Annotated in this window: 18 protein-coding genes; 4 read left to right on the top strand and 14 right to left on the bottom strand. The window is 46.4% G+C overall.

The features are described 5' to 3' along the window. Positions 1-224 precede the first annotated feature (224 nt). Entirely contained in the window at positions 225-1094 is an 870-nt protein-coding gene (locus ASG24_RS10745; RefSeq protein WP_055872033.1) for an EAL domain-containing protein, read from the bottom strand. 42 nt (positions 1095-1136) lie between these two features. Beyond that, on the bottom strand, positions 1137-2117 hold the full coding sequence (locus ASG24_RS10740) for a sulfate ABC transporter substrate-binding protein (protein ID WP_055871248.1): 981 nt from the start codon (positions 2115-2117) through the stop codon (positions 1137-1139). Positions 2118-2521: 404 nt separating this feature from the next. Here ASG24_RS10740 and epsC point away from each other — a divergent pair, with 404 nt between their 5' ends. From epsC to ASG24_RS10720, 4 genes are all read left to right on the top strand, one after another. Further along, complete coding sequence (gene epsC / locus ASG24_RS10735) at positions 2522-3424, top strand: serine O-acetyltransferase EpsC (RefSeq protein ID WP_055871247.1); 903 nt, start codon at positions 2522-2524, stop codon at positions 3422-3424. Positions 3425-3471: 47 nt separating this feature from the next. Beyond that, the gene (locus ASG24_RS10730; RefSeq protein WP_055829363.1) at positions 3472-4386 is read left to right on the top strand and encodes a family 2A encapsulin nanocompartment shell protein; all 915 of its coding nucleotides are present in this window, start codon (positions 3472-3474) and stop codon (positions 4384-4386) included. Further along, positions 4373-6379, top strand: a complete 2007-nt coding sequence (locus ASG24_RS10725; protein ID WP_055871244.1) for a family 2A encapsulin nanocompartment cargo protein cysteine desulfurase — start codon at positions 4373-4375, stop codon at positions 6377-6379. The genes ASG24_RS10730 and ASG24_RS10725 overlap by 14 nt, the downstream gene beginning before the upstream one ends. Before the next feature lie 150 nt (positions 6380-6529). Then, the gene (locus ASG24_RS10720; protein WP_055871241.1) at positions 6530-7897 is read left to right on the top strand and encodes a TAXI family TRAP transporter solute-binding subunit; all 1368 of its coding nucleotides are present in this window, start codon (positions 6530-6532) and stop codon (positions 7895-7897) included. Positions 7898-7900: 3 nt separating this feature from the next. Here ASG24_RS10720 and ASG24_RS10715 read toward each other — a convergent pair whose 3' ends face one another. The 12 genes from ASG24_RS10715 to ASG24_RS10660 form a co-directional block, all read right to left on the bottom strand. Continuing rightward, a complete protein-coding gene (locus tag ASG24_RS10715) occupies positions 7901-9535 on the bottom strand; it encodes a bifunctional diguanylate cyclase/phosphodiesterase (RefSeq protein ID WP_235562399.1) in 1635 nt (544 codons plus the stop codon). A 221-nt stretch (positions 9536-9756) separates the two neighbouring features. Further along, positions 9757-11418, bottom strand: coding sequence for a bifunctional diguanylate cyclase/phosphodiesterase (locus ASG24_RS10710; protein ID WP_055871240.1), 1662 nt, complete (start codon positions 11416-11418; stop codon positions 9757-9759). Positions 11419-11594: 176 nt separating this feature from the next. After that, positions 11595-11873, bottom strand: coding sequence for a DUF2325 domain-containing protein (locus tag ASG24_RS10705; RefSeq protein WP_055871239.1), 279 nt, complete (start codon positions 11871-11873; stop codon positions 11595-11597). A gap of 65 nt (positions 11874-11938) precedes the next feature. Next, a complete protein-coding gene (locus ASG24_RS10700) occupies positions 11939-12946 on the bottom strand; it encodes a sulfate ABC transporter substrate-binding protein (protein WP_055871238.1) in 1008 nt (335 codons plus the stop codon). Between the two features lie 12 nt (positions 12947-12958). Then, complete coding sequence (locus tag ASG24_RS10695) at positions 12959-14599, bottom strand: alginate export family protein (RefSeq protein ID WP_055871237.1); 1641 nt, start codon at positions 14597-14599, stop codon at positions 12959-12961. Positions 14600-14658: 59 nt separating this feature from the next. Continuing rightward, positions 14659-14850: a YezD family protein gene (locus ASG24_RS10690; protein ID WP_055829385.1), complete on the bottom strand. Its 192-nt coding sequence runs from the start codon at positions 14848-14850 to the stop codon at positions 14659-14661. Between the two features lie 162 nt (positions 14851-15012). Next, complete coding sequence (locus ASG24_RS10685) at positions 15013-16458, bottom strand: porin (RefSeq protein ID WP_055871236.1); 1446 nt, start codon at positions 16456-16458, stop codon at positions 15013-15015. Positions 16459-16620: 162 nt separating this feature from the next. After that, positions 16621-18165, bottom strand: a complete 1545-nt coding sequence (lysS, locus tag ASG24_RS10680; protein WP_055871234.1) for a lysine--tRNA ligase — start codon at positions 18163-18165, stop codon at positions 16621-16623. Positions 18166-18240: 75 nt separating this feature from the next. Continuing rightward, complete coding sequence (locus ASG24_RS10675) at positions 18241-19308, bottom strand: sensor histidine kinase KdpD (protein WP_235562398.1); 1068 nt, start codon at positions 19306-19308, stop codon at positions 18241-18243. 103 nt (positions 19309-19411) lie between these two features. Beyond that, positions 19412-20092: a response regulator transcription factor gene (locus ASG24_RS10670; protein WP_055829398.1), complete on the bottom strand. Its 681-nt coding sequence runs from the start codon at positions 20090-20092 to the stop codon at positions 19412-19414. Positions 20093-20260: 168 nt separating this feature from the next. Further along, a complete protein-coding gene (locus ASG24_RS10665) occupies positions 20261-20836 on the bottom strand; it encodes a hypothetical protein (protein ID WP_055871227.1) in 576 nt (191 codons plus the stop codon). Between the two features lie 43 nt (positions 20837-20879). Next, positions 20880-22784, bottom strand: a complete 1905-nt coding sequence (locus ASG24_RS10660) for an ATP-binding cassette domain-containing protein (protein ID WP_055871225.1) — start codon at positions 22782-22784, stop codon at positions 20880-20882. Positions 22785-22853 lie beyond the last annotated feature (69 nt).

Raw genomic sequence — 22853 nt, 5'->3', positions numbered from 1 at the left:
GTGCCGTTTTAAACAGGGGCTAATGTAGCCGGATTCTTATTATTCACAAAAGAATGATTAATCATTAATTTATAACTGACTGTTATATCAGTACATTTGATGATTAAATTCCTTTGTTGGAGTTTTTATTTTAATGAATAAGGCTGCTTAAGTGATAAGGATTTCTTGACCCTTAGGCACTTAAGCTGCCAATACCATGCGTTTTAATTTACAGAAAAAGAAGATCAGGCCACTTTCGGGGACCGATGATGCAACTGGTCATTCAACACCTTGGCGACGACAGGTTCAGCCAGGAAATTGCCTTGCAGTATAGTCGCACCTGAAGCAATTGCGATATCCAACTGCTGCTGGGTTTCAACACCAACAATCACCGGTGTACTGCCCAGATCCTGTACTGCATGCACCAATCCACTCAAGGCTCTGGCCAGTGACGGCTGTTTTGCTGCCTGGTGGATCACAGAAATATCAAACTTGATAAAGTCATGCTGCACACCCCACAAGCGGTATAACTTGCTATGGTGATTGCCCACATGGTCAAACGCGATTCTGTAGCCCAGTGAACGGTAGTTTTCAATCGCCGCAATTAGGTGTTTGTCCTGGTCTATCAACGACTCATTAATTTCAAGTACCACGCGATCCGTTGGCACCGAGTACTGGTGCAGTATTTGCTCGAATACCTTACCGTGTGCGCTGACTTCCAGTAACAGTTTGGGATGGACATTCAAAAACAGCAGACCGTTTTCCTGGTGAATCGCACGGAAGTTAAGCACATGCTGTGAGCGGCATACTCGGTCGAATTGCACCAGTTTTCCGGATTGCTCTGCATAGGTAAATGCAAATTCCGGTGTACTGCCCAGCGTGCCAAATAGCGAAGGACGAATCAAAGCTTCATAGCCGTAAATATCCCCTTGTTTGGCATCATAAATAGGCTGGAAAGCCGTTTTCAAATGTACGCCGATAAAAGTACTTTCATACTCTCCGGTGTTGGCTTCAATCAGCCCTAACTCTTCCAGATCTAGCGATAGCACCTGTTTTAATTCGGCACGTAATTGCACTACATGTTCTGGTTCCTGATGTGGTTGTCGCTGGGTCATCATCCCCTCCTCTGTTCGTTGCTACATTAAACGTTGAAACGTTTATTTCTGGTAAATCTGGTCAAAGATGCCACCATCACTGAAGTGTGTATTTTCGGCATCAGTCCAACTACCAAATACCTCTTTCACAGTAAAGGTATGAATCTTTTTAAACGCTGGCTGGGATGCTTCACTGATTTGCGGACGCAAATAATGTTTCGCGGCGATGGCCTGGCCTTGCTGCGAGAAATGGAATTCAAGATAGGCTTGTGCCTGCTTGCGTGTGCCTTTTTTATCGACCACTTTGTCTACCACGGCTACCGGGTTTTCCGCCAGCACGGTGACTGAAGGATAAACAACTTCATATTTGTCTTCGCCAAGTTCTTTTTGCAGCAGATACACTTCATTCTCAAATGTCACCAGTACATCACCGATTTCGCGTTGTGCGAAGGTTGTGGTGGCGCCACGACCACCGGTATCCAGCACCGGCACGTGTTTGAACAATTCGGTGACGAACTGGCGGGCTTTGGCCGCATCACCGCCTTTTTGCGTGATATATCCCCAGGCAGCCAGGTAACTATATTTACCATTACCGGAAGTTTTCGGGTTGGGGATCACAGATGCCACACCGGGACGAATCAAATCATCCCAGTCTTTAATACGTTTAGGATTGCCCTTACGTACCAGAAACACAGTTGGCGAAGCGCTAGGCACGCTGTTGTTTGGTAAACGTGTTTGCCAGTTGGCAGGAATCAATTTGCCTTTTTGCGCCAGGATATCAATATCCGCGCTACGGTTCATCGTAATCACATCAGCTGGCAAACCATCCACTACCGAGCGCGCCTGTTTTGTAGAGCCTCCGTGTGATTGGTTGATGGTGATAGTCTCGCCTGTTTTTTCTTTCCAATATTGAATAAACGCCGGGTTAAAGTCTTTATAAAACTCCCTGGTCACATCATAAGAAGCGTTTAACAATTCGGCAGCTTGCAATGACACACTGCTGAATAATGCAACCAGCAAGACACTGCGCAAAATAGACGACATACATAACTCCTTAAGATGAATGGGCTGCACTATACAGAGGTATACATATTTTTAAAAAGAATAAAAAATAATATGTTTATACTTATTAAGTATATTAAATTGCCTTATTTATTTCATATAGATTTCATTGCAAACCTTGATTTGAAGGAGTAGTTTAATAGCTTGAATAGATTTACTCCAATAGGCGAAGACTGATTTTTTAAAACTTCTTAACTAATAACCAAATAGAATAAGTAAATAATTAAAAATTATTTAACTTTAACTCTGGTCAGTTACAAAACTTTATTTTATAGTGTGCGCATACAAAAAGCTGACTAGATGACTAGAGGCCAGATGCACACACAAAGTGCATCTGGCTTTTCTTTTTTTAATCAGCGAATGCAATACTGACAGGACAATTTACCATGCAAGAGATTGCGATTGAGCATATCGTGCAAGAACTGGCCAACATAAGGGAAAGTGCTTTGCAACAGCGGCAGCGCTTATCGCAACCGCCCAAGTTGCCCTCGCGTAAAGCCTTGGGGCAATGCGTGGAGTGGCTAGCAGCGGCTTTATTCCCCAACCGTCTTGGTGAACCTGATATCCAGGCGAATGCGATTAACTTTTACGTTGGCACCACCCTGGATAAAGCCCTGCGCGAACTACAGCACCAGATCCGCCTTGAACTGGCATTTAAAGCGCCCAGTGAAGTGGCCAATCAGTTCCATTCACAAGCGCATACCCTGACCGGGCAGTTTTCCGAGCATCTGCCGCGTATCCGCATACAACTTGATACCGACCTCGAGGCCGCTTATCAAGGGGACCCCGCCGCAGATAGTGTCGATGAAATCCTGGTCAGCTACCCTGGCATTCTGGCGCTGATTCACTATCGCATTGCCCATGTATTACATGGCTTGGGGTTAACCATCATTGCGCGCTTGATGACAGAAATTGCGCATTCACAGACCGGGATAGATATACACCCCGGTGCGCATATCGGCGATCACTTCTTTATAGATCATGGCACAGGTGTTGTGATCGGAGAGACTGCCATCATTGGTAACCATGTGCGCTTGTACCAGGCCGTTACATTGGGAGCCAAAAACTTCCCTAAAGATGCCAATGGCCACCTTGTGAAGAAATTCGAACGCCACCCTATTTTAGAGGATTATGTGGTGGTATATGCCGGTGCCACGATTCTAGGCCGCATTACCATAGGAAAACATTCCGTCATTGGCGGTAACGTGTGGGTGACCCGCAACGTGCCAGCCAACAGCCATGTTACACAAGCACATTCGGATGCTAAGCCCATTTCGGCCGCTGCTTGATTTTTTTGTTTTATAGCCATTTGAATTCATACGAATAAGGAGAACATATGTCACAACAGCCATCTCAGACCGCATTAGGCGATGTCGCCGCACGGACGCTTGCCAATGCAACCAAATCGGTACCTATGCTCAGTACTATCAGCCCACGCTGGCTGGTGCATTTACTGAACTGGGTACCGGTAGAAGCAGGTATTTACCGCGTTAACAAGGCGAAAGATCCAGCGGCTATTACCGTTGACTGCTCTAATAAGGACGAAAAAGAGCTGCCTGCTACCTTCGTTGATTACGAAGAGTGGGGTCGTGAATATGTGCTGAATGCGGTGAACACCGTGGTGGATGTACATACACGCGTTTCTGACCTGTACAGCAGTCCGCATAACCAGATTAAAGAGCAGTTGCGCCTGACGATTGAAGTTGTGAAAGAGCGTCAGGAAAGCGAACTGATCAATAACAAAGAATACGGTTTACTGAATAACGTAGCCAAATCACAAATCGTGAAAACACGTAATGGCTACCCTACACCTGACGACCTAGACGAGTTGCTGAGCAAAGTCTGGAAAGAACCAGCATTCTTCCTGGCTCACCCGAAAGCGATTGCCGCATTTGGCCGCGAATGTACCCGCCGTGGTGTGCCTCCACCAACAGTATCCCTGTTCGGTTCACAATTCATCACTTGGCGCGGTATTCCACTAATCCCAAGTGACAAATTGCCTATCGCGAATGGCAAATCAAAAATCCTGTTGTTACGCGTAGGCGAAAGCAAACAAGGTGTGATTGGCTTGTATCAACCGAATTTACCTGGTCAACAAAACATGGGCTTGTCTGTGCGCTTCATGGGCATTAACCACAAAGCGATTGCCTCTTATCTGGTTTCACTCTACTGCTCACTGGCAGTGTTAACTGAAGATGCGATTGCCGTGCTGGAAGATGTCGGAGTTGACCACTATTATGACTACAAGTAATCCAAACACTCATCAGGTACTGGATTTGGCTAGCTTCGAGCCGGAAGCCATTTTGGGTTCACTTCCGGGCGAACATCCAAAAATGGCAGCTGCGCTAGGTGTGGGCAGACAACTTGAGCAAACTGGCGGATTGGATGTAGACACACTCAACCGCCTGGCCAATGAGTTATATGCCGAAGGTTTTCCGGCGACAGCGCCTTTTCATGCGGCAGACTTTGCCCAATCGCTGAGCACACCCAAGCCGCCACAGGCAGCCATACCGGCGACTGACTCATTGACTACTCACTTAGGGCATGCCACCGGCGGTGTTTCTTCACCCAGTTATGTGCAATCCACTTTTCAACCTGCCATTATGGAAGCACAAGCACAGCAGTTAACGCATGCGCCGGGTGTTGAAACATTGGCTAGTGACCCTAACCATGTTGACGTACTCCATACTGATCCGGACTATCTCGTACCAGGACAGTTTGCGAGCTTGGGCATTGAAATTCCTTATCAACAGGAATTGAATCGTTGGCTGGGGCAGTCAAACCCATCGAATCCGACACCACAAACCCAAGTGCCAGGTTTTGGACATTCAGGGTTCGGAAATCCAAGTCACGGAGCTTTGAATCATGGAAGTCGTAACCATGGTACTCACACTCAAGGAACCCAAGGTCTAGGAACGCCGGGCAATGTACCACCCGCTAAAGCATCATCCAACAGCCAGTCATTCTACTTCCTGCAAGCTGAGCAGCCCTCGATTAATGAAAGTTTACCTGCTTCTGCGCATCCGGCATTTGATGTGCTGAGCGTTCGCCGTGACTTTCCCATCCTGAATGAGAAAGTCAATGGCAGGCCGTTAGTCTGGTTTGATAATGCGGCAACTACGCAAAAACCACAGGTAGTCATTGATAGAGTCAGCTACTTCTATCAGCATGAAAACTCCAACATTCACCGTGCTGCACATGAATTGGCCGCACGTGCGACTGATGCATATGAAGATGCCCGCGAAACCGTGCGTCGCTTTATCAATGCACCATCGGTGAATCAGGTGATTTTTGTGCGTGGCACGACTGAAGGTATTAACCTGGTCGCCAAAACCTGGGGCAAAAAACACATAGCCGCAGGCGATGAAATCGTCGTTTCCAACCTTGAGCACCACGCCAATATCGTGCCTTGGCAGCAGTTGTGTCAGGAAACCGGTGCGGTTTTGAAAGTGATTCCTGTCGACGACAGCGGTCAGATTCTGCTTGAAGAGTACCAAAGACTACTGACACCGAAGACCAAACTGGTATCGTTTACGCAAGTATCTAACGCGCTGGGCACAGTGACGCCAGCACAGGAAATGATTGCGATGGCGCATCGTGCTGGTGCCAAGGTTTTGCTGGATGGCGCGCAGTCGATCTCGCATATGCGTATCGATATACAAGCCCTGGATGCAGATTTTTTCGTGTTCTCCGGTCACAAGATATTTGGGCCTACCGGTATCGGTGTGGTTTATGGCAAAGCCGATGCACTACAAGACATGCCAGCCTGGCAAGGCGGTGGCAACATGATTCAAGACGTGACGTTTGAAAAAACCGTCTATCATGCGGCGCCAGCCAAGTTTGAAGCAGGTACCGGCAATATTGCAGATGCTGTTGGACTGGGCGCAGCGCTGAAATATGTGGAGCGGATTGGTATAGAAAATATTGCCAATTATGAGCATGCTTTACTGGAGTATGCGACTGGTGCCATGTGCGATATCCGGCATTTGCGTTTGATTGGTACGGCTAAAAACAAAGCCAGCGTATTGTCTTTTGCACTTAGAGGCTACCAGAGCGAAGAAGTAGGAGCTGCACTGAACGAGGAAGGCATTGCCGTGCGTTCCGGTCATCATTGCGCGCAACCGATTCTGCGTCGCTTTGGCGTAGAAACGACCGTGCGTCCTTCAGTGGCGTTTTACAACACCTATGAAGAAATTGATCGCATGATTATCGTATTACAACGCCTTTCAGCGCGTCAGCCCTGATTAAGAATGCAGCCAGGTTTCCTGGTTGCATTTTTTCTTTCCATGTCACTTCCCTCTTCTGTTGTGACATTCTGTCCCAGCCTCTGTAAAATCAAGTTCATCCTGACAACAAAATAATTCATCCGTTTTTAAGATGAACTACCATTCCAGATGAAATTTGACCCACGTAATAACAAATTTACGGCTATCTTCACCGGTGAAATACTTGGAGCCATGCTGCCCTCGATCATACTGATCTGCCTGGCCCTGTTTGTTGCCTACAAATTTATAGATCCTGCCCCACCGCGCAAAATCGTGATTGCCACCGGTAATAACGACCTCAATTACAATGCTTTTGCGGCCATTTATGGCGTATTCCTTAAACAGGAAGGCATTACCTTAGAAACCAGATCAACGTCTGGTGATAAAGAAAATCTGCGTCTGCTGAAAGACCCGGAATCTGATGTGGACATCGCATTTATCCAGGATGGGGAAGCACATGCCGAGGGTGCTGGTACTTTGCTCTCACTGGGTAGTTTGTATTACCAACCGGTGTGGATTTTCTGTCGTTGCAAATTGGAAACCACGCATCTCTCCGCACTCAAAGGTAAAAAAATTGCCATTGGTTACACCGGCAATGGCACCAATACTTTGGTAAGCACTCTGTTAGCTGAAAGCGGTGTCACCGCAGAAAACAGCCAGTTGATCGAAACAGGTGGCGAAGAAGCCGCAGAAGCCTTGCGTAATGGCAAACTGGAAGCTGCATTCTTCGTAGATGTGCCAACCTCCTATGTGATTCGCAGCATGATCGAAGATAAACGACTGAGTCTACTTAGCATGGACACTGCGGAAGCGTTTTCACGAAAATTCTCGTTCCTGCATCACCTGGTGCTGCCCGAAGGTGCGATGGACCTGGTTAACAATACGCCACCGCATGATGTGCATATGGTGGCGCCAACAGCAACTTTAGTAGTGAAGGAAAACATGCATCCGGCGCTGGTGTATCTGATGATGAAGGTTATCCGGCAAGTGCATAGCGGCGCCGGTTTGTTTAATACCAAGGATGAGTTTCCATCGGCCAAGGATACTGATTTCCCATTGAGTACCCAGGCCTTGAATTTCTATAAATCCGGCTTGCCATTCATCGATAAATATTTGCCATTCTGGGCTGCTACATTTGTGAATCGTACTTTGATCGTAATTTTGCCCTTGCTGGCACTATTAATCCCATTGACTAAAATCATTCCGATGATTTATGTCTGGCTTGTAAAGCGAAAATTATTTCGCTATTACGGCGAGTTGCGCTATTTGGATACGCAACTCAAGGAAATCAAAACCTCTGAAGACCAGCGATTATTTCTAGAGAAGTTGAACGAGATTGAGCTGAAGGTAATAAATGTTCAGTTACCTGTGCCATTTTCTCAGTACGCGTATGAGTTACGCGCCCATATTGAATTGGTCAGGTCAAAGCTGCAGCATCGCAAATACGACTCGCCTGATCCCGTGACAGCGGCTGATCCCAAATCGTACCAATCTTAAAAGCTACTTTGCGCTAGCCCGTACTTGCACCCACTCTTGAAGCGCACGTGCTGTCATCGGCTTGGCATATAAAAATCCCTGCACGAAATCACAGCCCAGGCCTTTTAGATATTCGGCCTGCGCTTCTGTTTCCACACCTTCGGCTACTATCTGGTAATGCAGGTTTTTTCCTAGCACGACGATTGCACTAGTGACTGCCTCCGAGCGCTCTTTGCCGGGAACATCGTTGACAAAGGAGCGATCTACTTTCAGGTAATCACCCGGAATATCCCGCAGATAGGCCAGGCAGGAATATCCGGTCCCGAAATCATCAATTGCCAGTTTGACGCCAACACGCTTGAGTGCCTGCAGGTTTTCCATGCTCTTGCACTCTGAATGCACGAATGCACTTTCGGTGAGCTCGATCACCAGGCGTTCCGCTACCAGCCCGGTTTCACGCAATACCTGCACCACATAATCGGTAAAGCCTTCTGCATTCAGCTGCATGGGCGACACATTTACGGAAACCTTGGCATTTGCTAGTTCTTGGTCTTTCCATCCGGCAACCTGCTGGCAGGCGGCTTTGAGCACCCAGGCGCCCATGGGGACGATCAAACCGGTCAACTCCGCCACACCAATAAATTTATTAGGCGGGACTACCCCGTGTTGCGGATGTTGCCAGCGGATCAACGCTTCCACGCCGACCAGCTTGCCACTATTGAAATCAATTTGTGGTTGATAAACCAGATAAAACTCCTCGTGGGCAATCGCTGCCTCGAGCTCGCTAGCAAAAGCCAGGTCTTCTGGCGGCAAAACCTGCTCATGGACCACACCTTTGCGGTAGTAAGTGATGGTCATGATGCTGACAATTGAAATCAGCGCCAACGTCACAAGGATTGGCGTGACACGCGGATCATGCTTGAAAAATACGCCCATGCCACCAATCGTGATGGCACATAGAAATAAAATGCATACTATCCAGCGAAGATGCCTGCCTGAATCATCCAGCAGTAACAAATAGCTCATCGAAGTATTCGAGATCTGCTTGGCGAGCATTGCCGCTGCACACAACAAGCCACCCAGACTGGCCAGCATTGAAAGTTGACCATAAGCATCCGGGATACCATACAAGTAAGCCAGCCAGCCATTCACCGGCAGCATAATGACCACACACAGCAGCGCCTGGCTGCATTTGCTCCATTGTATATGGCAGAGAATAGAGGCGAGCAAGACCAAGAAAGCCATTAATAAATCGGTCAGCAACTGGTCATTATTCAAGACAGTGGCGAAAGTAGTATTGGCAATCTCCACATCGATATGACGATGATCGCCGATGACCAGGAATATTTCAGAAAGGAATAAAAGTATTACTGAAGTGGTGACTATCTTGCTGAATCGGGTTTCACGCCATGTTTCCAGCATGGTACGCAGACTCACTATGATAAAAATAATATAACCGAGGCTTAACGCGATACATAAGCCATATTCATCAGGAAAGGTAATAAAAGGGAATGTCAGGAATACTGCAATGATGCTGGCAATCGCCAGCCATGGTGCCTGCTTTTGTACGCTGCGCAAAAAACGATGCCGCATATACTGGCGTTGCGTTGCGCACTCTTGAACATTCACAGCTAACCAGTCGACACTGGAAACTGACATATGATGCCCCCTTAACCCTGACTATTATTATCCCCGTTTGAACGGTGGTTTTTTACACTATAGGCGCTCAGGAAAAAGAGTTACTGACGGAGTAACACCAGATTTATATTCCTTTTCATATGATTGATATCTATAAAATTTAATTTTTATCAATAAAATGGTTCACCTATAGACCTCAGTTCATATAAAAAAATGAGAATCAATCGGTTTATGAGATATCACTATTGAGGGGTTTGAGCCGGTAGATTTTCTATCGCCCAATGTTGCAAAGCTTCTGCCTCCAGCGGTCTTGAATAAAGAAAGCCTTGGGCAATATCGCTATCGATATCTTTAAGAAACCTGGCTTGCGCTTCTGTTTCAACGCCTTCGGCAATAATCCGGTAGCCCAGGCTTTTGCCCAGGCTGACAATCGCCTTGATCACCGCTTCTGCTTTTTCATTCCCAGGCAGCTCCATTACAAATGAACGGTCTACTTTAAGATAGTCGCCAGGAATATCACGCAGGTAAGACAGGCAAGAGTAACCAGTACCAAAATCATCAATGGCCAGCTTGATTCCCGCCTCTTTCAATTGGTGCATGGTGCTGGCATTTTGGCCATCATCTTGTACGAATGCGCTTTCAGTCAGCTCAACGACCAAACGCTCAGGTGCCAGGCCCGTTTCTTCCAGTATCTGCAAGATATCTTCAACCAGCGTGCCGGATTTCAGTTGTAGCGCTGAGACATTCACAGCCACTTCAATTTTACCGAGCACCGGGTCATCATTCCATTTGGCTGCATCTGTACAAGCGGTACGCATCACCCATTTGCCTAATGGCACAATGAGCCCGGTCAGTTCAGCCATGCGTATGAATTTTTCTGGCGAGATAATCCCTTTCACTGGATGCTGCCAGCGGATCAATGCTTCTACGCCTTTCAGTTTTCCGGTATTGAAATCGATTTGCGGTTGATACACCATAAAAAACTGCTGGTTATCCAGCGCGGTCTCAACCTGGCTGGCAAAGTCCATATCGGCGGCGGGCAACACAATCTGTTCACTGGTTTGCCCTTTGCGGTAGTAAGTAGCCGTCATGGTGTAAATAATTGCCAGAATCGACACCACCACCACGACCGGAAGCGCGCGTAGCATATTGTCACCAAACTCCACCCCGGCCCTGGCCAGCAAAATGGCAAAAAAACTCAGAAACACAATGCTGAAGCGTATCTGTTTGCCGTTATCGTCCATTAGCAGCAGATAGCTCATGGGTGGGTGAGAGGCATGCTTGGCAAGTAAACTGAAAGCGCACAACAAGCCACTCAAGGTAGTCAGTGGCGACATGATGCCGTATGGTTGCGCAACGCCGCAGAAAAAACCTAACAGCGGAATCAATGGAATCATCACTGCCACGTATAAAATCGCCTGGCTGGTGGCTAACCACCCGGAACGCTGGAATAAGTAAGAAGTGGCAATCAGGCAGGCCAGCAAAGCTCCGGCCGCATATTCAAGCACTTGTGAGAAATGATGCGCCTGCATATCACTGGTCATTCTCAGCACGTGTGCAGTGTCATTAAAATCTGCCGCATACGGCGAAAGCTGGACGACGAACAAACTGATTGTCACCAAGGACATGGTCAGCATTGCCAGATTAGTGCGGCCATTTTCCAGTAGCAGGTTGTAGCTCACCAGTATGAAAGTGAGATAAGTGAGTAGCTGTGCCAGCCAGACATTGTTGTCGACATCCAGCAAATAATGGGGAAAGCCTAACAGGCCACAAACCATGCTGGTCATGGCCAAAAAATGCGTATTATCCTGTACTTTGCGTACAAGACGATGGCGCATAAACTGGCGCTGCGTAGCATTTTCGTTGAGTGGCGCTGTTTTGCCGCCAATCCCGGTTTGACTCATTATTTACCCTTATGAACTCATTATCGCCATTCTGTGCATTTTGCACAGAATGCTGATGAGCTATGCCATTTAACCTCAAAACTCTAAGTGTTTATCGGTTAATAAGGAGGATAAATTTAGACTAAATTAAATATAAAAATGTAAACAATATATATTTGATACCAAACAACTTCTAGTTATGCCGCTTCAAGCACACGCTGCATGCCATCTGCACTATTCCGCGTGTACACAACTTTCAATCCACGTTTGTTTGCAACATGCTTGATACGATACATCATGGAGTGATTTAACCATCCTGTCACCAGTACAATCACGTTTACATTGGCAGGCAATTCACGCTTTACATCGCCGGGTTTACGGCCAGTCCAGTGATCAATTTTGTCGATCCCTTGCGCGTGCAATACCTGTTTAATCCCTTCAATACGGTCACCACCAATGACTAATGCTTTTGACATAACACTCTCCTTATAAGAGAAAAAGAAAAAGGCATTGGGTAAATGCCTTTTTCTAGAATCACAGCTTATTTTTGGTAAACCTCATCAAACACGCCGCCATCGGCAAAATGTGTTTTTTGCGCTTTCTGCCAGCCGCCAAACGTTTCATCAATCTTGATCAAATTGACCTTTGGAAACTGTTTTTCATACTTCTTGGCAACGGATTCCAGCGTTGGACGGTAATAGTTTTTCGCTGCAATTTCCTGACCTTCTTCACTGTATAAATACTGTAGATAAGCCTCAGCAACTGCCTGGGTATTGTGGCGCTTTACATTCTTATCCACCACAGTCACTGGCGGTTCGGCCAGAATAGATAACGAAGGCACCACAATATCAAACTTGTCTGGCCCCAATTCTTTCTGTGCAAGAAACGCTTCGTTTTCCCAGGCCAGCAACACATCACCAATACCGCGCTCTACAAAAGTAGTTGTGGATCCACGTGCGCCACTATCCAGCACCGGCACATTTTTAAACAGTTTTTTCAGGTAGTCTTTGGCTTTGGTTTCATCTTGGTTATTTTGCTTGAGTGCGTAAGCATAAGCAGCCAGGTAATTCCAGCGCGCGCCGCCTGAAGTTTTAGGGTTGGGCGTAATCACTGAAGTGCCAGGTTTAACCAAATCACCCCAATCCTTGATATTTTTCGGGTTACCTTTACGCACCAGGAAAACAATTGTAGACGTGTAAGGCGAGCTGTTGTGCGGCAAACGCTTTTGCCAGTCTGGACCAAAAAGCTTGCCTTTGCTGCCGACTTCATCGATGTCATAAGACAAAGCCAACGTCACCACATCTGCCTGCAAGCCATCAATTACAGAACGTGCCTGCTTGCCGGAACCGCCATGTGACTGCTTGATGATCACATTGTCACCGGTTTTGGCTTTCCAGTAATTGGCAAACGCTACGTTATAGTCCTGATACAACTCGCGAGTCGGATCGTATGACACATTCAGCAGGTTAACATCCGCTGCCCAGGCCGCGAACGGCGAGGCGAGAGCGGCGATCAATAATGCCTTTCTAATTGTTTGGTGGAATTTCATATTTATCCTCTGTTAGAAGCCATAAAGGGTTAATTCTGTGTAGAAAAATTTTGAATTACCATCGCGATCTGATTGACCTGCAACAAGTCTGGACCTGTCTTTTACAAAATCACCGGCCCAGAAATAAGCATATCCAATATTAAGACCAGCATACTGATTGAGCGGAAAGCGCACTCGCAAGTCAAATTCTTTACCAAGGTCTTTACCAGAATTACCTGTCGTGTCGCGCAAATTGGCACCCGCTTGCCAACGGTCAGTAGCACTATCCAGACGATACCAACTGAAACCGGTATCTACCTTTACATTTTCAAGGTAAGGCACTTTGGGATCAAATTCAACACGTATTTTTGGTGTGCGAATATTCTCCATTTGAATGTAGTCGTCGTTAGACCATGGACGGGCAAATCCAAATAAACGCTCAAATCGTTCATTCTTTCCATCATTTGGATTTTTATCACCAGACGCAACACCGTAAGACGCACTAAATCTTGGTTTCCAAGGGTGCGCAGGGCTATAACCAATTTCTGCATTGTAAGCATAGGCATCATGGTCCAACTCTGCAGTTACACGTCCTGTAGCATTTTTTTGATCTTGATGTCCCCACTGTTTTACATAGCTGGCATCATAGTCCCATTGTGTGCCAGGAATTACACCGTAAGCCCGCAATCCACCGGTGTGAATTTCACGACTAATTTGAGTATTCAATGCTGCTGGCAGACCGTTTGAATCATATTCGACTTTGCTGCCATCCTGTTTCAATAAGAAATAATAAGGTTGTAGCGTTACATATTCAGACCAACGACGCCAATCACCTATAACACCATAAAAGTTCTGAGAATGATCTACCTCATCTAATCTTTTTGTGAATCGCTGTACGGGCTGCACCCCAAAAACTTCTAATTGCCAATCATTTTTCTTTTCACCGATGTTTGCACGTATACCTTGAAAAGTATTGGTAGTGTTACGCCATTCATTTCGTGCTATTAGGCGGCGGTCCAGACTTTCCCAAGCAAGTCGTCCACCACGAATCCAAAATGGACGGCTATTGCCTAAGTCGTCTTTACCAAAGATAGTATCTTTATAGTAAAGCTCTAAATAAGCCTGTAAAAAATCGGCTTGATTAACATCCCGAGTATCATAGGCTCTAGGATAATCTCCATGATTGCGACGAGAATCTTGAACCTCTACAGCAAAACGGAATGGGTCCAGAATATTCTTCAGCCCTAAATAAGCTCGTGTGCGTAATAACAAAGGGTCATCAATATTTTGTTGAGATCTACGGAAATCGTTATCACGGTGTTCATAACGAGCACGATATTCCAGACCTATATCGAGCCAATCGACATCTGCAAACGTGTCATACTCTTTTAACCAAGTTTTATTTAGCTGTCTTACATAGCGTGGCGGCTCAGTTTCTTTTTGTGTACCGTAGCTTCGGCGCTCAACGTAAAAGCCGTTGGCAGCTTTGGCAGCGGCCTTTTCTTCAGCCTTGATCTCGGCCAGACGCGCCTCTATTTTTTTCTTCTGCTCAGCATCTTCAACCTGAGCTTCAGTGGTCTCTTCCGCTGCGTATGCTTGCGAAACCCCGACGACACCACTTGCCCACCATAGCCCGGTCGCTGCCATTGCGAGCGTTATTTTTTTGAACTGCATTTAAATCTCCCTAGTGAATAAAGCTTCCAGCCGTCTGGTCAGAGCCATAAAAACAATCATTACCTTTTCGGTTTACTTGATTCGAAACGTACTTTTTCGCGCCGTTCAATTTGAGTCACACGTCCGTCATGTACTGTAACCTCAATAGAGCCATAACCGGTATCACGCTGCACAGCAACAATGGCTGCATTCACAGCAGCCAGCACAGCTTCGTCATAATCTATCTCCGGCTTGGTCAGTGTTGACGACATTGCGTTTCTCGCTTGTAGTGTTAATGAATGAGCGGGATTATTTCAGAATACGCATATTTTAAAAAATAATTATTTATTATTTTTATATTCTAATTTGTTATATATGAAATAAAAAAATCCCGCCAAGTGGCGGGATTCAATTAAGAACTTATTATTTGATTATTAGAAGTTGTATTGCAGTTGTACGCGCAACGCTTCTGCCTTGAAGTTTTCGTAATCTTCTCTTGGCTGCAAATTGCTTGCTGTGTTTGCAGCAGAAGCTACACGGCTGCCAGTTACTAGATTAGTGCGGTTCATACGGTGATACACCATCGCAATTTCAACCTCTGGTGCCAATTGCCATTCAACACCAACCTCCCAGTCATTCACATGATTTTCTGGAGAGTTAGTTTCTGCCTTGTTGTAACCATCGAAATATTGCCATTTGATGAATGGTATCAAAGTACCATTTGTACTCAAGAATTGAAAGTTATCGATCTTGTACATCGCCTGTACATAACCACCGTTCAGGCTTTTCTTCTCAATCACGTTTTTGGCGATATCTAGACCTGGTGTGTTACCCCAGTTCCATTCGGCCTGAATACCAAAAGGTTGAGGATACATAATAAAGCTGATACCTACACGTTCATCTTCAATACCGTTTCTACCTGACGACGGTGTACCAGTACCTAATGTTGGAGTAGCTGCCACGAGAGCTCCAGCAGCGTTACGGCGACTATAAGTATTTACTGATGAAACATATTCGCCACGGTAGGCCTGGATACCGGCCTCGTAAATCTGACCGCTTTCTGTTTTCCATGGGTAAGTAAAACGGGAAACCACATGGTAATTATCGTTTTGCTCTGGTCGGTTCGCCCCTTGACCGTTGTAAAGACCCAACGCGAACATACCGTAGTTACCTGAGTGTTTCAAACCTTGCTTGTTGATGTCTTCAAACAACGCTTGAATGTCTGTAGGCGTGTAGTAGTAGAAAGCACCCAAATCACGTTCATCACGTACCGCACTGTTTAACGCATCATTACGATCCAATGCTAAACGGTTGGAGCTAGATTGCAGGTTCTCAAAGCCATATGGAACTTTGGATTGACCCACACGAACGCGATGCACACGTGTTTTATCAATATACACATCACCATAAGCATCACGCAGCTGCGCAAAATTGTTGTTACCTGTACCAGCTGTACTCGCAAAATCTGGCTGGATGTAATAACTCAAATGATCCCCATAGTCACCAAAAATAATCAAACGTGCACGACGAATCAGAAAGTTTTTATCCGCATCGCCTAAGGATTTGTCATCGCCGACAGAACGGTCGGACCATAAGTTAATACCATCATCACCGCCCAGCATCGTGGTATTCCGTACCTGTACATAACCACGCAAGTTTACGCGGCTAGTCCAGCTTTTGCTTTCTTTTTTCTTTTGGACTTCGACCTCAGTGCTACGACCTTTGGTTAACAAGGCACCTTCTTCTTCAGTCAGCACGCCTTTGGAAACCAATGCTTGAACCAGATCGACAGTTGAGTCAGCTATAGCAGAAAATGATAATCCGGCAAGCATACTGCCCGCCACCGTGGCCAACACGATGCGATGCAATTTTGAATTCATATTTTTTCCCTGTTTAGAATATATTTATTGAAACAACGGGGCGTATTTTGAACAGGTAATATGACAATTTGATGACAACCATATGTCTTGGTACTAAAGAATAACTAGTCCGTTTATAGGCATAAAAAAAGCCACCCTACGGTGGCTTTTTCGGTGTTTAAACTATTGTTCAGCACGCATGTGCGGGAACAGGATAACATCTCGTATACTTTGGCTATCTGTGATCAACATGACCAAACGATCAATTCCGATACCACAGCCGCCAGTTGGAGGCATGCCGTATTCAAGTGCACGAATAAAATCGGCATCGTAATACATTGCCTCCTGGTCACCTGCTTCTTTGGCTTTCACTTGCGCCTGGAAACGTGCTGCCTGGTCTTCAGCGTCATTCAGCTCACTAAAGCCGTTGGCCATTTCACGACCAGTGATAAATAGCTCAAAGCGTTCAGTGATTTCAGGCTGCTTATCTGAAGCACGCGCCAATGGGGACACTTCAACCGGGTAATCAATAATATAAGTAGGTTGCCACAGCTGACTCTCGGCCGTTTCTTCAAACAGGGATAATTGCAGTGAGCCTAAGCCCGCGTGGTCAAACGCTTTCACACCCAGCTTGAGCAATTCCTTACGCAGGAAGTCTGCATCATTTAACTGCTCGAGTGTGTATTGCGGCGCATATTTCTGGATGGCACCGATAATCGTCAGGCGCTCAAACGGTTTGCTCAAATCTACCTCTTTATCCGCATAACTCAGCACTGCGGTACCGCGTGCGGCCAGTGCGGCAGCGCGAATACATTGCTCGGTAAAATCCATCAACCAATGATAATCAGTGTAAGCCGCATAAAATTCCATCATGGTAAATTCTGGGTTATGGCGAACACTTAAACCTTCATTACGGAAATTACGGTTAATCTCGAACACACGTTCAAAACCGCCGACAATCAATCGCTTCAGATAAAGCTCAGGCGCAATACGCATAAACATCTGCATATCCAGCGCATTATGGTGGGTAATAAATGGCTTGGCTGAAGCACCGCCGGGGATTGGATGCAGCATGGGCGTTTCTACTTCGAGGAACTCATTTTCATTCATAAACTGGCGAATCGCATTCACCACTTTTGAACGTGCTTTAAAAGTTTCGCGGGTTTCTTCAGAGGTGATTAGGTCTACATAACGCTGACGATATTTGGTTTCCTGATCTTGCAATCCATGGAATTTTTCTGGTAACGGACGCAAGGATTTGGTCAACAGGCGTAATTCGGTCACATGCAGGGATAATTCACCGGTACGGGTTTTAAACAGCCGGCCTCGAGCGCCCAGAAAATCACCCATGTCCCAGTGTTTAAAGCTTTCGTAAAGCTCTTCGCCGATCTCATCGCGCGCTATATACAACTGAATCCTGGCGCTGCTATCTTGAATCGTCGCAAAACTGGCTTTGCCCATCACTCGTTTCAACATCATCCGGCCAGCAACTACTGCCGGAATCTCCTGTGGGTCCAGCGTCTCTTTATCGACTTCGCCATACTTGGCTTGCAAATCAGCTGCTTTATGTTTAGGCCTGAAATCATTTGGGAAAACTGCTGACTGGGTAGCTGCTGCCTGTTCGCGCATCAGGCGCAATTTTTCCCTGCGTTCTGCGATGACATGGTTTTCGTCAATGGCCACTTCATTTGTTGCTGTTGAAGATTGATTGGATGGTTGTACTGTCATAGTTATCCGGCTTTTCGCCTGAGTGATCTTTAAAACCGCTTATTTTAACATTGTTGCAGGTGAATACGTGTGAATTCAGCCAGCAGAAGACTTGTTGGCCAATGGCAAATGTATGCGCACCATAAAACCAATCGGGGATAAGTTCGAGGCTTTCACATAACCGCCATGGGCTTCGACAATGTGTTTGGTCATCGCCAGGCCAATACCATGACCATCAATTTGTGAAGCACTGCGCCCGCGGATAAATGGCTTGAAAATCTGCTCAAGCTCTTGCTGCTCCACGCCATTGCCTTGATCCTGCACTTCAATAATGACTTCGCCGGTACGCTCGCTACGCTGTAACTCAATCGCAACCTTACCCAATGCAGGGCCATATTTCACTGCGTTGCGGACCACATTTTCAATCGCACGCTGCAATAACTCCAGTTGGCCATTTATCAAAATCACTTTGTCAGGCATATCCAGGTGAATACGCGCATCCTGCTTTTCAAACTGCACATCCCCCACAATTCCAGCAAGCAATCCCTTTAAATCGAGATCAGTTTTTTGCAGTTTTTGCATGCCGGATTCCAGGCGAAAAATCTCCAGCAATTCGGCAATCATCTTTTCCATCCGCACCGCCTCAAGTTCTACACGTTGCAATGAGCTTTGCATTTTCTTGGGGTTTTGCATCACCAGTCCAACGGCCATTTGAATGCGCGCCAGTGGCGAACGCAGTTCATGCGATACATGATGTAGCATATTGGATTGGCTTTTGATCATGCTGTTCAAACGCAAGGCCATCAAATCAAACGCAGCACCTAGCTCGGCAAACTCATCATGGCTCACCTTGATTTTAGGGCTGACGCGAATGAGGAGATTGCCATCAGCGGCAGTCTTCAAATGTTCAAGCAGCAGTTTAATCGGGTGAGAAATTGACCAGGCCAGTATGCCGGCAAAAATGGCACTGGTGATTAAACAAAAAACCAGCGCGGAAAAAGGGAAATTTAATAACAGCTCAACATAATTGAGCTCATTGGAAGAGTGGACGTAACCGGTCTGGTTTTGAGAGCTAGGCGCAGGTGTAGAACGATTTGCAGCTGACCATGATTGCGAGGGCACTTTCTGCATGTGCGGATGTTTCTGGTGCAGTTCCCACTGCACTATGTTCCCTACCGTAATGACGGTTGAGATCAAAGCCAGAAATAACGCTGCAAACAGCTTCCAGAAAAGGCGCCCCATAGCCCCCGCTATCAAGTCTTAATAATTAGTCCCGGACTAACTGGTATCCGACGCGATAAATAGTCTGGATCACGTTTACGCCACCTGAAGCTTCTGAGATTTTTTGACGGATACTGCTCAAGTGTACATCAATGCTACGGTCATATTTAACCAATGAGCGGCCTAAAGCTTTTATAGATAAATCTTCTTTGCTGACGATAGTACCGGCATGTTTGGCAAGAATCTCGATCAAACTGAATTCGGTGCTGGTAAATACAATCGGCTGGTCGCCCCAAAATACTTTTCTGCGCTCGCCGGAAACAATTAATTGTCCCACCACGATATCGTTACCTTTAGGGCCATCGCTATTCTGGCGACGCAGAATGGCACGAATACGGGCAACTAGCTCACGCGGCAGACAGGGCTTTTGCACATAGTCGTCAGCGCCGCCTTCAAGACCTTCGATACGGCCTTCGTTATCATCTTTTGCCGTCAGCATCAGTACAGGAATATCTGAATGCTGTCTGATATTTTTTAAAGTTTGCATACCATCTTGACCTGGCATCATGACGTCAAGAATCACCAGCTCAAATTTGCCAGCCAGCACATATTGCTCACCGGTTAATCCATCGTGGGCAGTGGTGACGCCAAAACCTTCTTGCGTCAGAAACTCCTTCAGCATGTTAGCTAATTCGACATCATCGTCAATCAACAGCAGTTTGCTCATTTTATCCTCTTACTGATTAATTGAAGGCTAGGACCTAAACCGTGGGATCTTATCGAAGAAACATATTGATTAACATGCGTTAAGCAATAAATTTACTAAAGTTTTCAAAGTATGTCAAAATTGTTAACAATATTAAATTATACATGTAAGTAATTTAGATCAATATATTTAAATTGCACTGAAAGCTTCGCATAATTGACTAAGGAGTTGCCCAAACAATGGCAACACTTCGGCAGCGTCATGCGGACTTTCATCATCGGTGGCGGCAACTATATAACTAATGGTGACTTTATCAAGATTTTCCCGATATTCCAGCCAGTGTTCAGCATCAGCTTCTGCAATCAATTTGAATTTGTGAAAACCGGACTCAATAATTTCAGCCAGCAACTCCGGTGCAATTCCTTCAAATAAAGTACTACCGATCACCACTTGAGCTTCATCATAATCCGGCTGATGATCCTCCTGTATCAGTGGCATAAACAGAAACGCATATACCATCAAGGCAAAACATTGGTAGACACCCAACATTTCAAAGTCGCTTTGTAACTCTTCACCGGGGTGCCGCTCGGCGGCTTGAATAGCCCTGAAAGTAACGAAACTGGCAATATAATAAGTTGCTTGTTCAACATCTGCATTCGCAAATGCAGCCCTGGCTTCGTCTTCTGAACGCCCTGTCGCCTGCCTGGTTTCTACCTGGCATAACTGATGCAATAATTTCACACGCTCGGTGTAGGTCATTTCCATGTTTGATCTTTCTTCTAGTAATCTCTTTACGGTGAATCATGAATTACTCAGGTAACGCTTCGAGTTTTTCCTGACACTCCAGCCACTGGACTTCTATTATTTCCAATTGTTTTTTGTTCTCTGCCTGCGCCATCAGCACTTTTTGTAAAGTAGCTTTTTGATCAACGTTGTAAATATCACTATCAGCCAGCTGACTTTCTAATAAATTTTTCTCAGTTTCCAGCTTTGCTAATTGTGTTTCCAGAATGGCTAACACTTTAACCAAAGGGCGCCGCTCGTTCAGCCTGGCCTGGCGGTCAGCTTTTTGTTGATGATAACTGTTTTGCTTGGGAGTAGATGGGCTCTCACTGGCAACGGATGTTTGACCTTGCGTTTGTAAGTGTTGCTTGTAATCTTCGAGGTCACCATCAAATACTTCCGCTTTGCCATCGGCCACCAGCAAGAACTTTTCGCAACAGGTTGCCAGCAAAGTACGATCATGAGAGACCATCACCATTCCGCCTTCATACGCCTGCAGTGCCAACGATAATGCGTGCCGCATTTCTATATCCAGGTGATTGGTGGGCTCATCCAGCAAAATCAGGTTAGGCCGCTTCCAGATCAGCATGGCTAATGCCAGCCTGGATTTCTCCCCTCCTGAAAACGGACCGCAGGCGGTTTTAGCCATTTCCCCGCGAAAATCAAAACTGCCGAGAAAATCCAGCAACTCCTGTTCGCGCGCTGTCGCGTCCAGCCGTTGCAAATGTTGCAATGGCGAGTTGGTTGCAACCAGTTGCTCCAACTGATGCTGGGCAAAATAACCGATGCGCAAATCCTTGCCTTCAATGCGCTCACCGGACAACAAAGTCTCCGACTGTGCCAGCGTTTTAATCAACGTCGATTTACCGGCTCCGTTTTTACCTAACAATCCTATGCGCTCACCTGGGCGGATCGCCAGATGTGCGAAACTGACCAGCACTTTGTCGTTATAGCCCAGTTTGGCTTGGTTTAAAACCAGCAACGGGTCAGGTGCAGACCCCAGTTCCCTGAAACCAAAGCTAAATGGCGAATCAACATGCGCGGCACTGATGCGCTCCATGCGTTCAAGTGCTTTTATACGGCTTTGCGCCTGTCTGGCCTTGGTCGCTTGCGCGCGGAAACGGTCAATATACTTTTGCAAGTGCGCAACCTGTTGTTGCTGCTTGTGGTAACTGGCCTGCTGCAATGCCAGCTTTTCAGCCCGTTGCCGTTCAAAATCGCTGTAGCCACCATGGTATAAATCCAACCTGCGCTGCTCAATATGCAAAATATGGTTGACTGTATTATCAAGAAATTCACGATCATGCGAGATCAATAACAAAGTTCCCTGATAAGCATTAAGCCAGCTTTCCAGCCAAATCACTGCCTCAATATCCAGGTGATTGGTGGGCTCATCCAGCAGCAGCAAATCAGAACGGCACATAAGGGCACGTGCCAGATTCAAGCGCATGCGCCAGCCACCGGAGAAATCACTCACAGCCTGTGATAACTGTGCTTGGGAAAAGCCTAGGCCGGCTAATAAAGTGCTTGCTCTTGATTCAGCACTGTAACCATCGATATCGGCAAGGCGTTGATGCCATTCGGCGACTAATAATGGATCAGCATTATCATGGTCATCAGCAGAATGTGCTTTTGCCAGATGTGCCTGCAATGTACGCAATTCTTCATCACCATCCAGCGCATAGTCCAGTGCGGATTGTGACAGTGCAGGGGTTTCCTGGGCAACATGCGCGATCACCCAATGTGCAGGAATCAACAAATCGCCTGCATCAGCGACCAGTTCACCGCGAAGCAGCGCAAATAAAGTAGATTTACCAGCGCCATTGGCACCTGTTAAACCAACCCGATGGCCGGGATGCAATTGAAAACTGGCATCTTCCACCAGTGCTTTGCCGGCTCTTGAAAAAGTCAGTTGCTTAAACTGAATCACTGCTGACCACTTTCACTTAACCTGATGCGTATTGTGTGACTTTTCATTTCCTTGACCTGACCCTGAACT

The sequence above is a fragment of the Methylophilus sp. Leaf414 genome (genome assembly GCF_001425425.1).
Taxonomy (GTDB): Bacteria; Pseudomonadota; Gammaproteobacteria; order Burkholderiales; family Methylophilaceae; genus Methylophilus.
The sequence above is the reverse complement of the archived record's forward strand: the minus strand, read 5'-3'. Positions and strand labels throughout refer to the sequence as shown.